The sequence below is a fragment of the Marinococcus salis genome (assembly GCF_054971365.1).
This window is the reverse complement of the sequence record NZ_JBQOJB010000010.1, coordinates 1-15,653: the sequence shown is the minus strand read 5'-3', so window position 1 is coordinate 15,653 and position 15,653 is coordinate 1. Positions and strand designations below refer to the sequence as shown.

General features: G+C 47.8%; 13 protein-coding genes. 11 read left to right on the top strand and 2 right to left on the bottom strand.

Features of this window, described 5'->3' with window-relative positions; translation table 11 throughout:
- The first annotated feature begins 111 nt into the window (after nucleotides 1–111).
- From ACTTK6_RS10045 to gatB, 9 genes are all read left to right on the top strand, one after another.
- Entirely contained in the window at nucleotides 112–1,854 is a 1,743-nt protein-coding gene (locus ACTTK6_RS10045; RefSeq protein ID WP_462833337.1) for an adenine deaminase C-terminal domain-containing protein, read from the top strand.
- A 115-nt stretch (nucleotides 1,855–1,969) separates the two neighbouring features.
- The gene (locus ACTTK6_RS10040) at nucleotides 1,970–2,281 is read left to right on the top strand and encodes a YerC/YecD family TrpR-related protein (protein WP_079474221.1); all 312 of its coding nucleotides are present in this window, start codon (nucleotides 1,970–1,972) and stop codon (nucleotides 2,279–2,281) included.
- Nucleotides 2,282–2,501: 220 nt separating this feature from the next.
- On the top strand, nucleotides 2,502–3,188 hold the full coding sequence (pcrB, locus tag ACTTK6_RS10035; RefSeq protein WP_462833336.1) for a heptaprenylglyceryl phosphate synthase: 687 nt from the start codon (nucleotides 2,502–2,504) through the stop codon (nucleotides 3,186–3,188).
- Nucleotides 3,189–3,260: 72 nt separating this feature from the next.
- Nucleotides 3,261–5,483 (top strand): DNA helicase PcrA, encoded by a 2,223-nt coding sequence (gene pcrA, locus ACTTK6_RS10030; protein ID WP_462833335.1) that lies wholly within the window; start codon nucleotides 3,261–3,263, stop codon nucleotides 5,481–5,483.
- Nucleotides 5,484–5,497: 14 nt separating this feature from the next.
- Nucleotides 5,498–7,501, top strand: coding sequence for an NAD-dependent DNA ligase LigA (gene ligA, locus ACTTK6_RS10025; RefSeq protein WP_462833334.1), 2,004 nt, complete (start codon nucleotides 5,498–5,500; stop codon nucleotides 7,499–7,501).
- Nucleotides 7,502–7,639: 138 nt separating this feature from the next.
- Nucleotides 7,640–8,845 (top strand): CamS family sex pheromone protein, encoded by a 1,206-nt coding sequence (locus tag ACTTK6_RS10020; protein WP_143745376.1) that lies wholly within the window; start codon nucleotides 7,640–7,642, stop codon nucleotides 8,843–8,845.
- A gap of 110 nt (nucleotides 8,846–8,955) precedes the next feature.
- Nucleotides 8,956–9,246, top strand: coding sequence for an Asp-tRNA(Asn)/Glu-tRNA(Gln) amidotransferase subunit GatC (gene gatC / locus ACTTK6_RS10015; protein ID WP_462833333.1), 291 nt, complete (start codon nucleotides 8,956–8,958; stop codon nucleotides 9,244–9,246).
- Nucleotides 9,247–9,263: 17 nt separating this feature from the next.
- Nucleotides 9,264–10,721 (top strand): Asp-tRNA(Asn)/Glu-tRNA(Gln) amidotransferase subunit GatA, encoded by a 1,458-nt coding sequence (gene gatA, locus ACTTK6_RS10010; protein WP_462833332.1) that lies wholly within the window; start codon nucleotides 9,264–9,266, stop codon nucleotides 10,719–10,721.
- 16 nt (nucleotides 10,722–10,737) lie between these two features.
- The gene (gene gatB / locus ACTTK6_RS10005; RefSeq protein ID WP_079474228.1) at nucleotides 10,738–12,174 is read left to right on the top strand and encodes an Asp-tRNA(Asn)/Glu-tRNA(Gln) amidotransferase subunit GatB; all 1,437 of its coding nucleotides are present in this window, start codon (nucleotides 10,738–10,740) and stop codon (nucleotides 12,172–12,174) included.
- Between the two features lie 18 nt (nucleotides 12,175–12,192).
- On the opposite strand, the gene ACTTK6_RS10000 is transcribed toward gatB, so the two are convergent.
- Together ACTTK6_RS10000 and ACTTK6_RS09995 are read right to left on the bottom strand one after the other, a co-directional pair.
- Nucleotides 12,193–12,783, bottom strand: a complete 591-nt coding sequence (locus ACTTK6_RS10000; protein ID WP_462833331.1) for a GNAT family N-acetyltransferase — start codon at nucleotides 12,781–12,783, stop codon at nucleotides 12,193–12,195.
- Between the two features lie 73 nt (nucleotides 12,784–12,856).
- Nucleotides 12,857–13,168: a hypothetical protein gene (locus ACTTK6_RS09995; protein ID WP_079474230.1), complete on the bottom strand. Its 312-nt coding sequence runs from the start codon at nucleotides 13,166–13,168 to the stop codon at nucleotides 12,857–12,859.
- Between the two features lie 439 nt (nucleotides 13,169–13,607).
- On the opposite strand from ACTTK6_RS09995, the gene ACTTK6_RS09990 reads away from it, so the two are divergent.
- Complete coding sequence (locus tag ACTTK6_RS09990) at nucleotides 13,608–14,543, top strand: helix-turn-helix domain-containing protein (protein ID WP_462833330.1); 936 nt, start codon at nucleotides 13,608–13,610, stop codon at nucleotides 14,541–14,543.
- A 117-nt stretch (nucleotides 14,544–14,660) separates the two neighbouring features.
- Complete coding sequence (locus ACTTK6_RS09985) at nucleotides 14,661–15,548, top strand: diacylglycerol kinase (RefSeq protein WP_079474232.1); 888 nt, start codon at nucleotides 14,661–14,663, stop codon at nucleotides 15,546–15,548.
- Nucleotides 15,549–15,653: the final 105 nt, after the last annotated feature.

Sequence of the window (15,653 nt, the reverse complement as noted above, 5' to 3'; positions counted from 1 at the left end):
GAAAACGTTTCAAAATTGTCACCTGAAAATATAAAAAAGCGTTTACATTTGTGATATGATAGGGAAAATGAAGTCGAGTAACGAACTGTGTGCAAGAGGAGAGATGTTTGAATGGCAAATAAGCTGTATCATTGGAGCAAATCAACATTGAGAGAGCATCTTTCCGTGATGAGGGGCGAGACGGCTCCCTCTATTATTTTAAAAGATGCAACGTACTTAAACAGTGCCCGCAAAAGCTGGAGTCGCGGACATATCTGGATATATGACGACCGCATTATGTACGCCGGGCCGGAATGGCCTGAGAAAACAGAGGGTTCAGAAATAGTCGACTGCGGCGAGAAGTGGGTGGTACCGGGCTACATTGAGCCGCACGCTCATCCGTTTCAACTCTACAGCCCGCAGACGCTGGCGGAATATGCTTCTGTACGCGGCACCACCACGCTTGTAAATGATAATTTGTTTCTGTTTTTAAATATGGAAAAATACCAGGCATTGGCTGCTATTGAAGATCTCGGGGAGCTGCCTACATCCATGTTCTGGTGGGCCCGCTATGATTCGCAGACTGAACTGGAAGAAGAAGACAGATGGTTTTCGCCGTCCAACATGAAGGACTGGCTGGAACATCCGCTGGTTGTTCAGGGCGGGGAACTGACTTCCTGGCCTAAGGTACTGACCGGCAACGATACGATTTTACACTGGATGCAATATACGAAGGAACTAAATAAACCAATTGAAGGGCACCTGCCGGGCTCTTCAGTATCAACGATTACACAGATGGCGCTGCTGGGCGTGGACGGCGAGCATGAAGCAATGACAGCGGAGGAGGCACTTCGCCGGCTGGACGCGGGGCTTGTGACTTCCCTTCGTTATTCTTCGATCCGCCCGGATCTTCCGGAAATGATTGAAGGCCTGCTGGAGGCTGGAATTACAGATTTCCGGCGCTTTACGCTGAATACTGACGGGTCTACTCCAGCTTTTTATAAAAATGGAGTAATCGATCGAACGATTCAAATCTGCCTGGATAAAGGCGTGCCGGAAATCGATGCGTATGAAATGGGCTCGTATAATGCGGCGGTTCACCTGGGACTCGACAATTTAATCGGTATGATTGCGCCGGGAAGGCTCGCCCATCTGAATATTTTATCGGATAAGCGCGACCCGAGACCGGAGGCCGTGCTTGCCAAAGGGCAGTGGGTGTACAAGGACGAAACGAACCTGTATCCGAAGAAGCCGTTTGAATGGGAAAAGTACGGAGTGACGCCGCTTGAAATTGATTGGAAATTAAAGGAGAGCGATTTTCACTTTTCCATGCCGATGGGAATTGAACTGGTGAATTCCGTTATTTTAAAGCCGTATCATATCGGTATTGAAGCAAATAATAACGAGCTTTGGAAAACACATGATGAATCCTTTTTCATGGTCATTGACCGTTACGGGAACTGGCGTGTTAATACAATCTTAAAAGGGTTTGCGACTAAGGTGGACGGATTTGCTTCTTCTTTTAATAACAACGGCGATATTATTATGATCGGTAAGCACAAGGAAGATATGGAAAAGGCTGCCGGGGAACTAATAAAAAATAAAGGCGGGATTTTTCTGGTTGAAGACGGGGAAGTGGTGGAGCATATCTCCCTGGATATTTTCGGCCTGATGTCCTCGAAGCCGATGGAAGAGGTTATTTTTGAGCATGAAAAAATTGTAGCCGCGCTGAAAAACAGGGGCTATCCACACGATGATCCAATTTATTCTCTTTTATTTTTTGCAGCGACTCATCTCCCGTACATCAGGGTTACACAAAAAGGTATATATGACGTTCATAAAAAAATGGTACTCTTTCCTGCCATTATGCGTTAAACTGTAAAAGCAGGTACTGATATCAGCTAGTTTCAGCTTGCATGGAACTGTTTCGCGCGTCGTTATATGAATAAATGCCTTCGTCTGTCACGTAGCCAAAAAGGAGTGTAGTGTGTTGCAGATTGACAAATTAAGGGGAAAAGAGCTCGACCAGCTCTTTCAGGCGATCCTTTCGTTAAAAAATATTGATGAGTGCTATGAATTTTTTGACGATCTATGCACGATTAATGAAATTCAATCACTTGCCCAGCGGCTTGAAGTAGCGAGAATGCTTCAGCACGGATATACGTATCATAAAATTGAATTGGAAACCGGTGCGAGCACCGCAACCATATCACGTGTGAAACGGTGCCTGAATTATGGAAACGACAGTTACCAAATGACTCTCGACCGCGTGCACAATGAAAAACAGGAGCAGGACTCATAATAGAGCGTAACAGACAGACGCGTATAAAACTCCCAACGGACTGCCGGTTGGGAGTTTTTTTGCGGCAACAGCCAAATAAGTTTATTTAGTAACAGCAGCGGATTTGGTATAATGAAAGACTGAAGAACGAAAAGCAGAAAGGCCCGGAATATTTGGATGTTTCAAGCATCAGACGCTTTCAATCCGGTCTTATCTATTTTCATAAAGGGAGTACAAGAGGATGCTATCATATTCAGAATGGGAACATGCCTTCAAGCTGGATCCGGCGAAGTCGATCAGCGACGAAGATTTAGAACAAATATGTGAATCTGGAACAGATGCGGTGATTGTAGGAGGAAGCGATGGAGTCACTCTTGATAATACATTAAACCTTTTGGCCCGGGTGCGGAGGTTCCCGGTCGCATGCGCACTTGAAATTTCAAATATAGAGGCGGTGACTCCCGGCTTTGACTGCTATCTCGTACCAACGGTTCTAAATGCCGGAGATGCCCAATGGATCACCGGGCTGCATCAGAAGGCTCTGAAGAAAATGGGGCCGGCCCTGGAGCAGGAGGAAGTGCTCGCAGAGGGCTACTGCATTTTAAATCCTGAAGCTAAAGCTGCAGTTTTGACAGACGCGGAGACTGACCAGACGGAAGAAGATATTGAAGCGTACGCCGCGATGGCGGACCGGTTATTTCACCTTCCGATTTTTTATATAGAGTACAGCGGGACGTATGGAGACGTACGAATGGTCCAGGAAGCACGCAGAACGTTAAGCGAAGCAAGGCTTTTTTACGGCGGCGGCATTCGTTCGAAAGAACAGGCGGCGGAGATGGCTGCTTATGCCGACACTATTGTAGTCGGGGACATCGTGTATGAGAACATCAAAAAAGCAGTGCAGACCGTCAAGGCGGTCAGGCCGTAGCATGAATCGCAAATATTCGCTATACTGGATAGGAACGTATGTTCTTTAATACTTACGAAAGGCGGTGGCACCATGCAGCGACAAATCATTGAGCGCATGTTATCCGGAATGAACGAGCCACAGAAACGGGCGGTGCAGCATACAGAAGGTCCACTTTTGGTTATGGCCGGTGCTGGAAGCGGAAAAACCCGGGTATTAACCCACCGGATTGCTTACTTAATCAGAGAAAAAATGATTCCTCCCTACGCGATTCTTGCCATTACTTTTACAAATAAAGCAGCGAAGGAAATGAAAGAACGTGTCGGCAAACTCGTTGGCCCGGTTGCTGAAGACATATGGATGTCGACGTTCCACTCAATGTGCGTCCGCATTCTGCGCCGGGACATCGACCGGATTGGCTATAACCGGAACTTTTCAATTTTGGATGCAAGCGACCAGCTGTCTGTGATCAAGCAGATTTTAAAAGACCAGAATATTGACTCGAAAAAATTTGAGCCACGGGCGATTCTCGGTATGATTTCATCCAGTAAAAACGTGCTGGAAACCCCAAAGCAGTTCGCAGAAAGAGCGGAAGGGCCTTTTGAAGAAATCGCAGCGGATGTGTACAAAGAGTACCAGCGCAGGCTTCGGAACAATCATGCTCTTGATTTTGACGATCTGATTATGAAAACAATTCAGCTGTTTGAAGACGTCCCGGAGGTACTGCAGTTTTATCAGCGGAAGTTTCAGTACATTCACGTAGACGAATACCAGGATACCAACCGGGCGCAGTATATGCTTGTTAACATGCTTGCAGAAAAGCGCCACAATCTCTGTGTCGTAGGGGATTCAGACCAGTCCATTTACAAATGGCGCGGGGCGGATATACAAAATATTCTTTCCTTTGAGCGCGATTACCCGGAATCGGTCACCGTGTTCCTCGAACAGAATTACCGGTCGACGAAAACGATCCTGCGCGCGGCAAATGAAGTGATTAAAAACAATGCCGGGCGGAAAGAAAAGACGCTCTGGACGTCGAATCCGGACGGGGAAAACATCTATTATTTCCAGGCTTCCAATGAACGTGATGAAGCGTATTATGTGGTGGATAAGATTAAAGAAATTACGAGAAAGAAAGACATCCGCCACGGTGATATTGCCGTTTTGTACCGGACAAATGCCCAGTCCCGTGTAATTGAGGAAATGTTCGTAAAGTCGGGCGTGGAATACAATATGATCGGCGGCACCAAGTTCTATGACCGTAAGGAAATTAAGGATCTGCTTGGCTATCTGCGGACGGTCGCGAATCCGGACGATGATATCAGCCTTGGACGGATTGTGAACGTACCGAAACGGGGGATCGGGGCTTCGACAATGGAAAAAGTCACAAAATACGCTGCCAGTCAGGATATTTCGCTTATCCATGCGCTGCAGGAGGCCGACCAGATTGGCCTCGGCGCCGGACCCACAAAGAAACTGCAGTCCTTTGCCGAACAGATGAACCACTGGATGCAGATGCAGGATTATCTGTCGGTTACCGAACTGGTCGAAGAGCTGCTGGAAAAAACCGGATACCGGGAAGCGCTGAAAAATGAACGCTCGCTTGAGTCGCAGAGCCGCCTCGAAAACCTGGAGGAATTTATGACGGTAGCCCAGGAGTTTGAAAAGCGGAGTGAGGACAAATCATTAATTTCTTTTTTAACAGACCTGGCACTTGTTGCTGACTTAAATGAAAACGATGAAACGGATGTGCGGGATAAGGTAGCGATGATGACACTGCACTCTGCGAAAGGGCTCGAGTTTCCGACAGTATTTCTTATCGGGATGGAAGAAGGAATTTTTCCTCACAATCGGTCGCTGTTCGAGCCTGAAGAGATGGAGGAGGAGCGCCGGCTTGCCTACGTCGGGATGACCCGGGCCGAGCAGGAGCTTCATCTGACCCACGCTTCTATGCGGATGCAGTACGGACGAACGCAGGCGAATCCGATGTCTCGGTTTATCCAGGAGCTTCCGCAGGAGCTTCTATCCGGACGCGAAGAAAAACGGCAGGCGCCTGCCGCCGGGAAAACGGCTTCCCCATTTGAGCGTAAGCGCCAGGCCGCAACAGTGGCCCCCCGGGAAAGCAAAGCACCGACGCCAAGCGGAGGAAGCGACCTGGCCTGGAGTATCGGTGATAAAGCCAAGCACAAAAAATGGGGTACTGGCACGGTGGTCAGCGTACGTGGTGAAGGCAATGACATGGAACTTGATATTGCCTTTCCGAGCGAAGGCGTCAAAAGGCTGATGGCTACATTCGCTCCGATTGAAAAAGCGTAGAAAGGAAGAAGCCGATGGAGAGAAAACAAGCAGAAGAACGCGTGGAAAAACTCCGCCAGCTATTGGATAAATACGGCTATTATTACTATGTGAAAGACGATCCGATCGTGCCGGATGCGGAATACGATGAACGCCTGCAGGAGCTGATCCAGCTTGAAAATGATTTTCCGGATCTGCAGGCTCCCGACTCTCCAACGGTTCGGGTTGGCGGGGCCCCTCTGGAGGGGTTTCGCAAGGTGCAGCACCGGATTCCGATGTTGAGCCTCGGTAACGTGTTTAATGAACAGGATGTCCGGGACTTTGACCGGCGGGTGCGCCAGGTGACCGGCGATAATGTAGAGTATGTGTGTGAATTGAAAATCGACGGCCTGGCAGTGTCGCTTTCCTATGAAGACGGCCAATTCGTTCTTGGGGCTACCCGGGGTGACGGCACTACCGGGGAAGATATCACCCATAATCTGAAAACCGTCCGGGCGATTCCTCTGCGTCTTGACGAGGCAGTGGATATTGAAGTGCGCGGGGAAGTGTTTATGCCTGAACGCTCGTTTCTCAGCTTGAATGAAGACAAAGAAAAAAATGGTGAAGAACCGTTTGCGAATCCACGCAACGCAGCTGCGGGGTCGCTCCGGCAGCTTGATCCGAAAATTGCGGCTAAGCGGAACCTGGATATTTTTCTTTACGGCGCTGGCAATGATGATGAACTGGATGTGAATACGCACGCCGAGTCGCTTGATTATATGGATCAGCTCGGGTTCAAAGTAAATCCGGAAACCAAAAAATGCCGGACCATTGAAGAAGTGCTGGAGTTCGTGGACTACTGGACGGAAAATCGCAACGGGCTTTCCTATGAAATTGACGGTGTTGTAATTAAGGTGGACGACCTGGGACAACGGGAGGATCTTGGCTTTACGGCCAAAAGCCCGCGCTGGGCAACAGCATATAAATTCCCGGCGGAAGAAAAAGTGACCACACTTGAGGATATTATTTTGAGCGTTGGACGTACCGGCGTTGTAACTCCGACGGCGAAACTGACACCGGTTCAAGTGGCGGGGACGACGGTGCAGCGGGCGTCACTCCATAACGAAGACCTGATCCGGGAAAAAGGAATCAAGCTTGGCGATCAGATCGTCGTCAAAAAAGCCGGAGATATTATCCCGGAGGTTGTACGGGTGCTGACAGAACTCCGGGAGGGCAATGAACAGGAGTTTGAAATGCCGACGGAATGCCCTTCCTGCGGGACAGAACTCGTGCGCCTCGAGGAGGAGGTGGCTCTTCGCTGCATCAATCCTAATTGCCCGGCCCAACTGCAGGAAGCGCTGATTCATTTTGTTTCCCGGGGAGCGATGAATATTGATGGCCTCGGGGAGAAAGTAATCCAACAGTTGTTTTCGCACCAATTAGTGTCTGGTATTGAAGACATCTATAAGCTTGACCGGGACGAACTGCTCGAGCTTGAGCGGATGGGGCAAAAATCCGTTGATAATCTGCTGAACGCCATTGAAGCGTCCAAGGAAAATTCGCTGGAGCGTTTACTATTCGGCCTTGGGATCCGGTTTGTTGGCTCCAAAGCAGCCCGGACCCTGGCCGAGGAGTTCGGTACGATGGAGGCGCTTGAACAGGTGGATAAAGAACAACTGCTCGCTATTTATGACATCGGCGAGAAGGTAGCTGATTCCATCGTCAGTTATTTTGAACAGGACAATGTTTCGGAACTGCTTGAAGAGCTGCGCCGGCTCGGACTGAATATGGAATACAAAGGCCCGCGGAAATCAGAACAGGCGACAGATACAGTATTTAGTGGGAAAACAGTGGTCCTTACCGGAAAACTCCAGGAGCTGGCCCGAAAGGATGCTAAAGCACGCATTGAAGCGTTAGGTGGTAAAGTCACCGGCAGCGTGAGCAGTAACACTGATATCGTAGTGGCAGGAGAAGAAGCCGGCTCTAAATTGGAAAAAGCGAGAGAGCTGGATGTCACAGTCTGGAACGAGCAGCAGCTGATTGAACAGACAAGAGAATAAAAAGAAGATAAAAGTAGCTTGTTTCACTCGGCCATACCTTCTAAGATAGAAAGTGAAAAGAAAAAATGTAAACCTCTGGATGCAGAAAAGAGGGAAAAACTTCTGCAAGGAAACGCCGGGAATGGAGGAAATGATATCATGCGGAAAAGAGCCGGCCTTGTTATAGCTGCTTCCGTGTTTGCATTGTCAGGATGCGGGTTGTTTGGCGGGGGGGAGTCGGAAACAGAGGACTCCCAGCCGGAATCAGAAGAAGATTTATCACTAAGCGCCGGTATTCCCAGTTTGGATGAGTACTACCGGGCTGTACTCACCGATGACGGGGAATACGTTACCGGTGAATCACGCGGGCTCAGTAGTGCCGTTGTTTATAACCGCTTTGACCTTGAGCGGATGGAAATTGGCATGCAGGAGCTTGCCTCGGAAGAATTCAGCCAGGACAACTATTACTTCCGGGAAGGCCAGATCATTAAACGTGATGAATTAAACAACTGGCTGCTCCGGGAGGGAGAAAAAGAAGACGGACAGTCAACGACAAGGCCGAGCGGACTGAACCCGCCGCTTGCCGGAAGTGAGGGTGATGGGTTTGAGGAGCGCGAACGCGGCCAGCCGAGAACCATGTCCAACCTGCTTGAGCATAACTATATGGAAGAGGGAAGCAACGGCAGCCTTGAGCTCGGCGGCATTGTTATTGGGCTGTCTATGAACGAAACATATTACTTCCGCGAAGAATATGAAGACGGTACATACGGTCCGTGGCTTGAGGAATCCATCAGTGAGGAAAATGCCCTCGAGGATGCCAAGCGTATTGCGGGGGAAATTACCGAACGTCTGCGGAACAATGATCGCGAAAATGCAGATCGGATCGAAGAAGTTCCGATTATGTTTACTGTCTTCCAGGAGGCGCCAAGGGATTCAAGCGTCCCGGGTACATTTATTGCCACCGGGATGGCAGAGCCGGGGCAGGAGCCTGGAAACTGGAACGAGCTGAATGAATCAAACTACCTGTTCCCTTCCTCGGAGGCAGAGGAAAACAACCGTTCTGATTCGGAAATGTTTAATGAATTTTCGAACGAAGTGAACACCTTTTTTGCTGAGACGGTCGGGGTTGTCGGCGAGGGGCATTACGTCAATGGCGAACTCGACAGCATGAGGGTCGATATCCCGATTCAATTTTACAGCAAAACAGAAATCATCGCCTTTACCCAGCACGTAGCGGATAAAGTGGAAGACATTTTCCCAAGCAGCCTGGAAGTAGAAGTGAATATTAATTCCTCAGCCGGCCAGGAAGCGTTAATTACTAAAGAGCCGGGAGAAGATATGTACGTTCACGTATACAATGAATAATTTGTGAACGCGGGAAGTGGGCACAGTTGCCCGCTTTCCTTTTTCTTTGATATGATCAGAGTATTGTCACGACAGAAGAACGACAGAAGCATTTAAAGGAGGAGAAATTAATGGCTCATATTTCAAAAGAAGACGTGGAGCATGTGGCCCATCTGGCACGACTTTCTGTTTCGGATGAGGATGTGGAAAAGCTGACTGAAGAGCTTGATGCGATCATTGGATTTGCTGAACAGCTCGATGAACTTGATACGAGTGACGTGGAGCCGACATCCCACGTACTGGATATTCACAATGTCCTGCGTGAAGACACCATTCAACCATCGCTTGACCGGGAGGAAGCATTAAAAAATGCTCCGGAACAAAAAGACGGCCAGGTCAAAGTACCATCCGTGCTGGAGTAAAAGAAGGGAGATAACGTATGTCCATTTTGGAAGAAAGTGTAGCGTCGTTACATACAAAGATAAAAAATCAGGAAGTAACAGTCGCCGAATTGGTAAAAGCTTCATTTGCCCGTATCCGTGAAGTGGATGCAGACGTAAAAGCGTTTTTGACACTGAATGAAGACCGGGCACTCGACCAGGCAGAAAAGCTCGACAAGCAGATACAAAACGGCGGCGAGGTACCGTTTTTATTCGGCCTGCCGGCAGGAATTAAAGACAATATTATTACTGAGGATCTGCGTACTACGTGTGCAAGCCAGCTGCTTGCAAACTTCGAACCGGTTCATAATGCGACCGTGATGGATAAGCTTGGAGAGGCAGAGACGGTAACCATCGGGAAGCTGAACATGGACGAATTCGCCATGGGGTCCTCGACGGAAAACTCCGGCATGCAGGAAACGAGAAATCCGTGGAATACCGATTACGTTCCAGGCGGTTCGAGCGGTGGTTCGGCAGCCTCTGTGGCAGCCGGCGAAGTGCTGTTTTCGTTAGGGTCTGATACAGGCGGATCCATCCGTGAGCCTGCCTCCTACTGCGGAGTTGTCGGGTTAAAGCCAACCTACGGGCGCGTATCCCGTTACGGTCTCGTTGCTTTTGCTTCTTCTCTGGACCAGATTGGGCCGATTACCCGTTCGGTGGAAGATAATGCTTATGTATTGCAGCAGATTGCCGGCCATTCGGAAAACGACTCAACCTCTGCAGATGTGCAGGTGCCGGATTATTTAGAAGCACTTAGCAAGGATGTCAAAGGCCTGAAAATTGGGGTGCCGTCCGAATACATCGGAGAAGGCGTGGATGAAGGCGTCAAACAGCGGGTGCTTGAAGCGCTGAAAGTTCTGGAGGAGCAGGGCGCTGTATGGGAAGAAGTTTCTCTTCCGCATTCGAAATACGCGGTTGCTGCCTACTATTTAATCGCTTCTTCAGAGGCCTCAGCCAACCTGGCCCGCTTTGACGGCGTCCGTTACGGTGTCCGCGATGAAAATGCAAAAGACCTGGTGGAAATGTATAAAGAAACCCGCAGCAAAGGATTCGGTGAGGAAGTGAAGCGCCGGATTATGCTCGGCACATTCGCGCTGAGCGCAGGTTATTACGACGCGTACTATAAGAAAGCTCAACAGGTGCGGACGCTGATCCGCCGGGACTTCGAAAAAGTATTTGCTGATTATGACGTTATCGTTGGTCCGACAGCGCCAACGACCGCGTTTAAGCTCGGAGAACAGCTCGATGACCCGCTCACCATGTACGCCAACGACATTCTGACTATTCCGGTAAACCTGGCTGGTATCCCGGCCATCTCTGTTCCGTGCGGCTTCTCGGATAACATGCCGGTCGGCCTGCAGATTATAGCCAAGCCGTTTGCCGAAGAAACAATTTATACAGTTGCCCATGCATTTGAGCAGGCAACTGAACACCATAAAGCCAGACCGGAATTATAGGGGAGGAACCAGGATCATGAACTTTGAAACAATCATTGGACTCGAAGTCCATGCAGAGTTAAAAACAAACACAAAAATTTTCTGTAACTGCTCAACTGAATTTGGTGCTCCTCCGAACACGCATACTTGCCCGGTCTGTCTGGGCCACCCGGGAGTGCTGCCGGTTTTGAATGAGCAGGCAGTGAACTTCGCCATGAAAGCAGCGCTCGCAATGAACTGCGATATTGCCGGAGAAACGAAATTCGACCGGAAAAACTATTTTTATCCCGACAATCCAAAAGCCTACCAAATCTCCCAATTTGACCAGCCAATCGGAGAGAACGGATGGATTGATATTGAAACAGAAGAAAACGGGCCAAAACGTATCGGTATCACCCGCATTCATATGGAAGAAGACGCAGGGAAGCTGACGCACGACGAAGACGGTGGGCATTCTCTCGTCGACTTTAACCGTGTCGGCACGCCGCTAATCGAAATTGTATCCGAGCCGGATATTACGACCCCGGAGGAAGGATACGCTTATTTGGAAAAACTAAAAGCGATCCTGCAATACACGGACGTCTCTGACTGCAAAATGGAAGAAGGTTCTCTCCGGTGTGATGCAAATATTTCTATCCGTCCGGCAGGGCAGCAGGAATTCGGTACGAAAACCGAATTGAAAAACTTGAACTCGTTTACAAACGTGCAAAAAGGGCTGGCGTTTGAAGAAGAACGCCAGGAAAAAGAACTGCTTGCTGGCGGGGAAGTACTGCAGGAAACGCGCCGGTGGGATGACGCGAAAAAAGAAACGATTCTGATGCGTATCAAAGAAGGATCGGATGATTACCGTTACTTCCCGGAGCCGGACCTGGTCACTTACTATATCAATGAAGACTGGAAATCACGAATCCGTTCACTAATTCCCGAGCTGCCGGACGCGCGGAAGAAGCGTTACATTGAGGACTTCGGTCTTTCCGAATATGACGCATCGGTGCTGGTTCAGTCCAAAGCAATCGCGGACTTTTTCCAGGAAACCGTTAATGCCGGAGCGGATAGCAAGCTTACAGCCAACTGGCTGATGGGCGAGGTGAGCGGGTATTTAAACAATAACGATATGGATATCGAAGAAACGGCGCTTACGCCGCAGTCGCTCGCCAAGCTGATTGAGCTCATTGAAAAAGGTACCATTTCAAGCAAAATCGCCAAGCAGGTTTTTGCTGATGTGATGGAACAGGGTGGCGATCCGGAACAGATCGTAAAAGACAAAGGGCTCATGCAGATCTCCGATGAAGGAGAGCTCAAGCAGGTAGTCGACGGCATACTAGATAATAACCCGCAGTCGATTGAAGACTATAAAAACGGAAAAGATAAAGCGCTCGGCTTCTTAGTCGGCCAGGTGATGAAAGAAACGAAAGGAAAAGCCAACCCGCAGATGGTGAACTCTTTAATTCTTGAAGGCATGGAACAGCGCTAACGAGGAAAAACCCCGCAGCTAAAACTGCGGGGTTTTTGTTGTAGGCTCCATCCCGGCATCGAGGATAGCGGGGAACCAAAAGCGTGAACGCATGGTATAAACAACGTGGTCCACGTAATGATCATACAGCCATTCAGCATTACGTACATATTTGTATTTTTCGAAACCGAGACGCTCGGGAATCGAACGGCTGGGCTGGTTATCCGGAGCTACGCAGATATCTACCCGCCGGAGATGAATGTCCCGGAACGCGTAATCGGTTAATGTCTGTACGGCACGGGTCATAATGCCTCTGCCCTGAAACGAAGCGGCCAGCCAGTAGCCGATGACGGTGCGCCGGGTGAGCCGGTACACGTGATTGAAGCTGATCGCGCCGGCAAGGCTGCCTTCATACCAGATGCCAAACGTATAGGAAGAGCCGCGGCGGGCGAGCTTAGCACGGTATTCGAAAAAGCGGAGCACGTCGCGCAGTTCTCGTGTCTTATCGACCCAGGGGAGCCAGTGCCGTAAGTAAGAACGATTGTCCTCGACGAGCTGCAGGTAATCGGGAGCATCCTGTTCCTTAAACGGACGAAGGTATACTTGAGAATCCACGGTGAACTCAGCCATTTGTTATCCCCTCCGAAAACTATAGGTGGAGGTTATTTTCCCGATATTCTACCAAATGTAACCCATTTTCTAATCATGCGGAAAGCCTGGCCCATTCTCGCAGCCGCCAGCGCATATAAACGAACTGGTTTGGGGAAATATGCTGAAACATATCAACTAAAAGCCCGTAGCAGACAGGGTCTTCCTCAAGTGCCTCCTGAAAAATTGGGGGATGCTTGTGCCAGAGTGTTCCCATCATTTCAATATAAGGAAGGCGGGTATCGATGCGGGCGCCCTGGGTAAATACACGGTCGCGGAGATGGGAAAGCTCGGCTGGTTCATCCGCGCGATCCAACTGGTACAAGAATTGATCTACAAAGTAAGCAATCTGTTGATCCCGATGCATGGCTGCTCCTCCTATGTCGATGAATGATCAGTGATTAAGTAATAAAAAAGAATCCCCTGCCAGCTAAACTGCAAGGGATACAAAAAATATAACAGGGGTAAGCTTGGTTAATGGTGTGAAACGTGTCGAGGGTGACGGTTTTACTTAGAACTTAGATATTAAGCTACTCCAGGCAGGTTGACTAGAGTTTGGAAATCTCCAGCAGCAGCTGCAAACGATGCCATTATAGCAAACGATGCCACTTTTAATAAATAAGCTTTGGACATTACTGCATTCCTCCTAAAGACTATTTAATCAAGCTCTGTCCATATTATTACACAATTAATAGAAAAATGTATTTCGGGAATTCAGCCTTTAGAGTTGATTAACTGTTCTAAGGTTCAGTATTCATGCTACAATAAAAATGTTGAGAACTATAGTACTTAAAACGGAGGTAAATATGGAAACATTAACTTTAGGCACGAAGCTTAAAGACTTAAGGCAATACTATGCAGTTAGCCAAAGGGAATTAGCCAAAAGTGTATGTTCGCAAAAAGCCATTTCCAAAATTGAAAGAGATGAAATGCAACCTACTGCGGAAATGTTAAACTTAATTGCTATAAAGTTAGGAGTCAAAATAAATTATTTCTTTGATGATCATAAAGCTCCAAGATTTAATTATATTCGGGATACTAAGGACAAAATTGATAAATTAATACGCGATTATGAATTTACTGAAGCAATGAATATAATAAGAGAAGAGTTAAAAAATCCACTTTTTAGAAAACCGGTGCATAGAAAATTTTTGTTGTGGAAAAGAGCAATTTTACATTTTAAGTTAACAAAGGAAAAAGAAGAAGCTTTGGATCTTTTACAGTTAGCTAGAGATCTTAAAACGGAGACGTTGAGTATAACAGAAGAAGACATAGGTATTATTATAAATTTTGGTACTATTTTTATGGATACTCAAGAATTCAATAAAGCCGTTAGATATTTTGAAGAAGCAAGAAGTTTGTACAAAAAACTGCCAGTAGACCAATGGGGTCCAATGCAAACAAAGATATATTTTAATACATGTGTAGTCTATGCTAACTCCAATAAATTTGAAAAAGGGTTAAAGGTGGTTGAAGAAGGAATAAAGAATGTATATGAACAAGAATCCTTATATCTATTAGGAGAATTATATTACCAAAAAGGAATATGTTTATACTATTTAGGTAATATAAAAGAAGCGTTGCGTTGTATGGAAAAATCCTTGTTTTATTTAGAAGAAAAAGGTCAAACGATTTTTTATGATTTTATTCTTCAAAATTACCTGCGTTTTCAGCGTGCTGCTTTGGCCCAGCGACCATATTTTCAGCCTGGCAGCATCGATCCTACAGCCGCAACTGTTTAATGAATCAACAATAGTATACAATTAATTAGTGACGTATGTAACAATAACGGCCAAAGATAGTGCTTTTATATATGATCCAAATTGAAATGAAATCTTCGATGTAATAGGGGTTATAATATGCGAAAACGAGCGAGGGTGATCTACAACCCAACGTCCGGCAGAGAACAGATGGAACGGCAGGTGCCTTATATTTTAGACCGAATGGAGCAGGCCGGTTACGAGACCTCGGCCTTCATGACCCGGGGGGAAGGGGATGCCCGGGCTGAGGCGCGGCGTGCTTCAGAGGACAGATTCGAAGCAGTAATTGCAGCGGGCGGGGACGGCACTATTTTTGAAGTCATTAACGGGATCGCCGAACAGGAGTGGCGGCCTAAAGTAGGGCTCATTCCCGCCGGCACGACAAATGATTTTGCGCGGGCACTGGGTCTGCAGGGAAAAGAAATGAAGACTGTTTGTGATGTGGTCGCGCGCGGGCGTACTCAGGGAATCGATGTAGGAAAAGCGAACGGGTCGTATTTTATTAATATTGCCGCAGGCGGAAAACTAACAGAACTTACCTATGATACACCAAAGGGGCTGAAAACAGCCCTTGGGCAGGCCGCGTATTTTATTAAAGGGTTTGAAAAGTTTTGGTCGCTGCAACCGCAAATGACAACCGTTAAATATGACGGAAAAGTCCTTGAAGAAGAAATCACAATGTTTCTCGTATCCAACACTAATTCCGTCGGCGGGTTTGAAAAGCTGCTGCCGCAGGCAGAGTACAATGACGGCTATTTTGACGTATTGATCGTACAGAAAATGACCATGTTTGAATTCAGCCAGCTGTTGCGCCAGGCCGTGCGCGGGAAGCATCTGGAAAATCCAAAGATTAAATACTTTAAAGCAAAACAGCTTCACATTGAAGCACGGGGGGATATGCAGCTGAATCTTGATGGGGAATACGGCGGTCACCTGCCGACATCGTTTGAAAATTTACATCAGCATATCGAACTGTTCTGCCCATAAATAAAAAACAGCCGCATCGCCGGCTGTTTCAGACTGTCGACAATGGCTCTCATTTTAGAGCGTGTCGGCAGTTTTTTTATGCTATGATAAAAAGAAATAGCCTGG

Excerpts from the sequence above, each read along its gene's own strand:
- ACTTK6_RS09995 (WP_079474230.1), bottom strand. The coding sequence starts at position 13,168 with ATGCATCGGGATCAACAGATTGCTTACTTTGTAGATCAATTCTTGTAC.
- ACTTK6_RS10020 (WP_143745376.1), top strand. The coding sequence starts at position 7,640 with ATGCGGAAAAGAGCCGGCCTTGTTATAGCTGCTTCCGTGTTTGCATTG.
- gatC (WP_462833333.1), top strand. The coding sequence starts at position 8,956 with ATGGCTCATATTTCAAAAGAAGACGTGGAGCATGTGGCCCATCTGGCA.
- ligA (WP_462833334.1), top strand. The coding sequence starts at position 5,498 with ATGGAGAGAAAACAAGCAGAAGAACGCGTGGAAAAACTCCGCCAGCTA.
- ACTTK6_RS10045 (WP_462833337.1), top strand. The coding sequence starts at position 112 with ATGGCAAATAAGCTGTATCATTGGAGCAAATCAACATTGAGAGAGCAT.
- ACTTK6_RS09985 (WP_079474232.1), top strand. The coding sequence starts at position 14,661 with ATGCGAAAACGAGCGAGGGTGATCTACAACCCAACGTCCGGCAGAGAA.
- ACTTK6_RS10000 (WP_462833331.1), bottom strand. The coding sequence starts at position 12,783 with ATGGCTGAGTTCACCGTGGATTCTCAAGTATACCTTCGTCCGTTTAAG.
- ACTTK6_RS09990 (WP_462833330.1), top strand. The coding sequence starts at position 13,608 with ATGGAAACATTAACTTTAGGCACGAAGCTTAAAGACTTAAGGCAATAC.
- gatA (WP_462833332.1), top strand. The coding sequence starts at position 9,264 with ATGTCCATTTTGGAAGAAAGTGTAGCGTCGTTACATACAAAGATAAAA.
- pcrB (WP_462833336.1), top strand. The coding sequence starts at position 2,502 with ATGCTATCATATTCAGAATGGGAACATGCCTTCAAGCTGGATCCGGCG.
- pcrA (WP_462833335.1), top strand. The coding sequence starts at position 3,261 with ATGCAGCGACAAATCATTGAGCGCATGTTATCCGGAATGAACGAGCCA.
- gatB (WP_079474228.1), top strand. The coding sequence starts at position 10,738 with ATGAACTTTGAAACAATCATTGGACTCGAAGTCCATGCAGAGTTAAAA.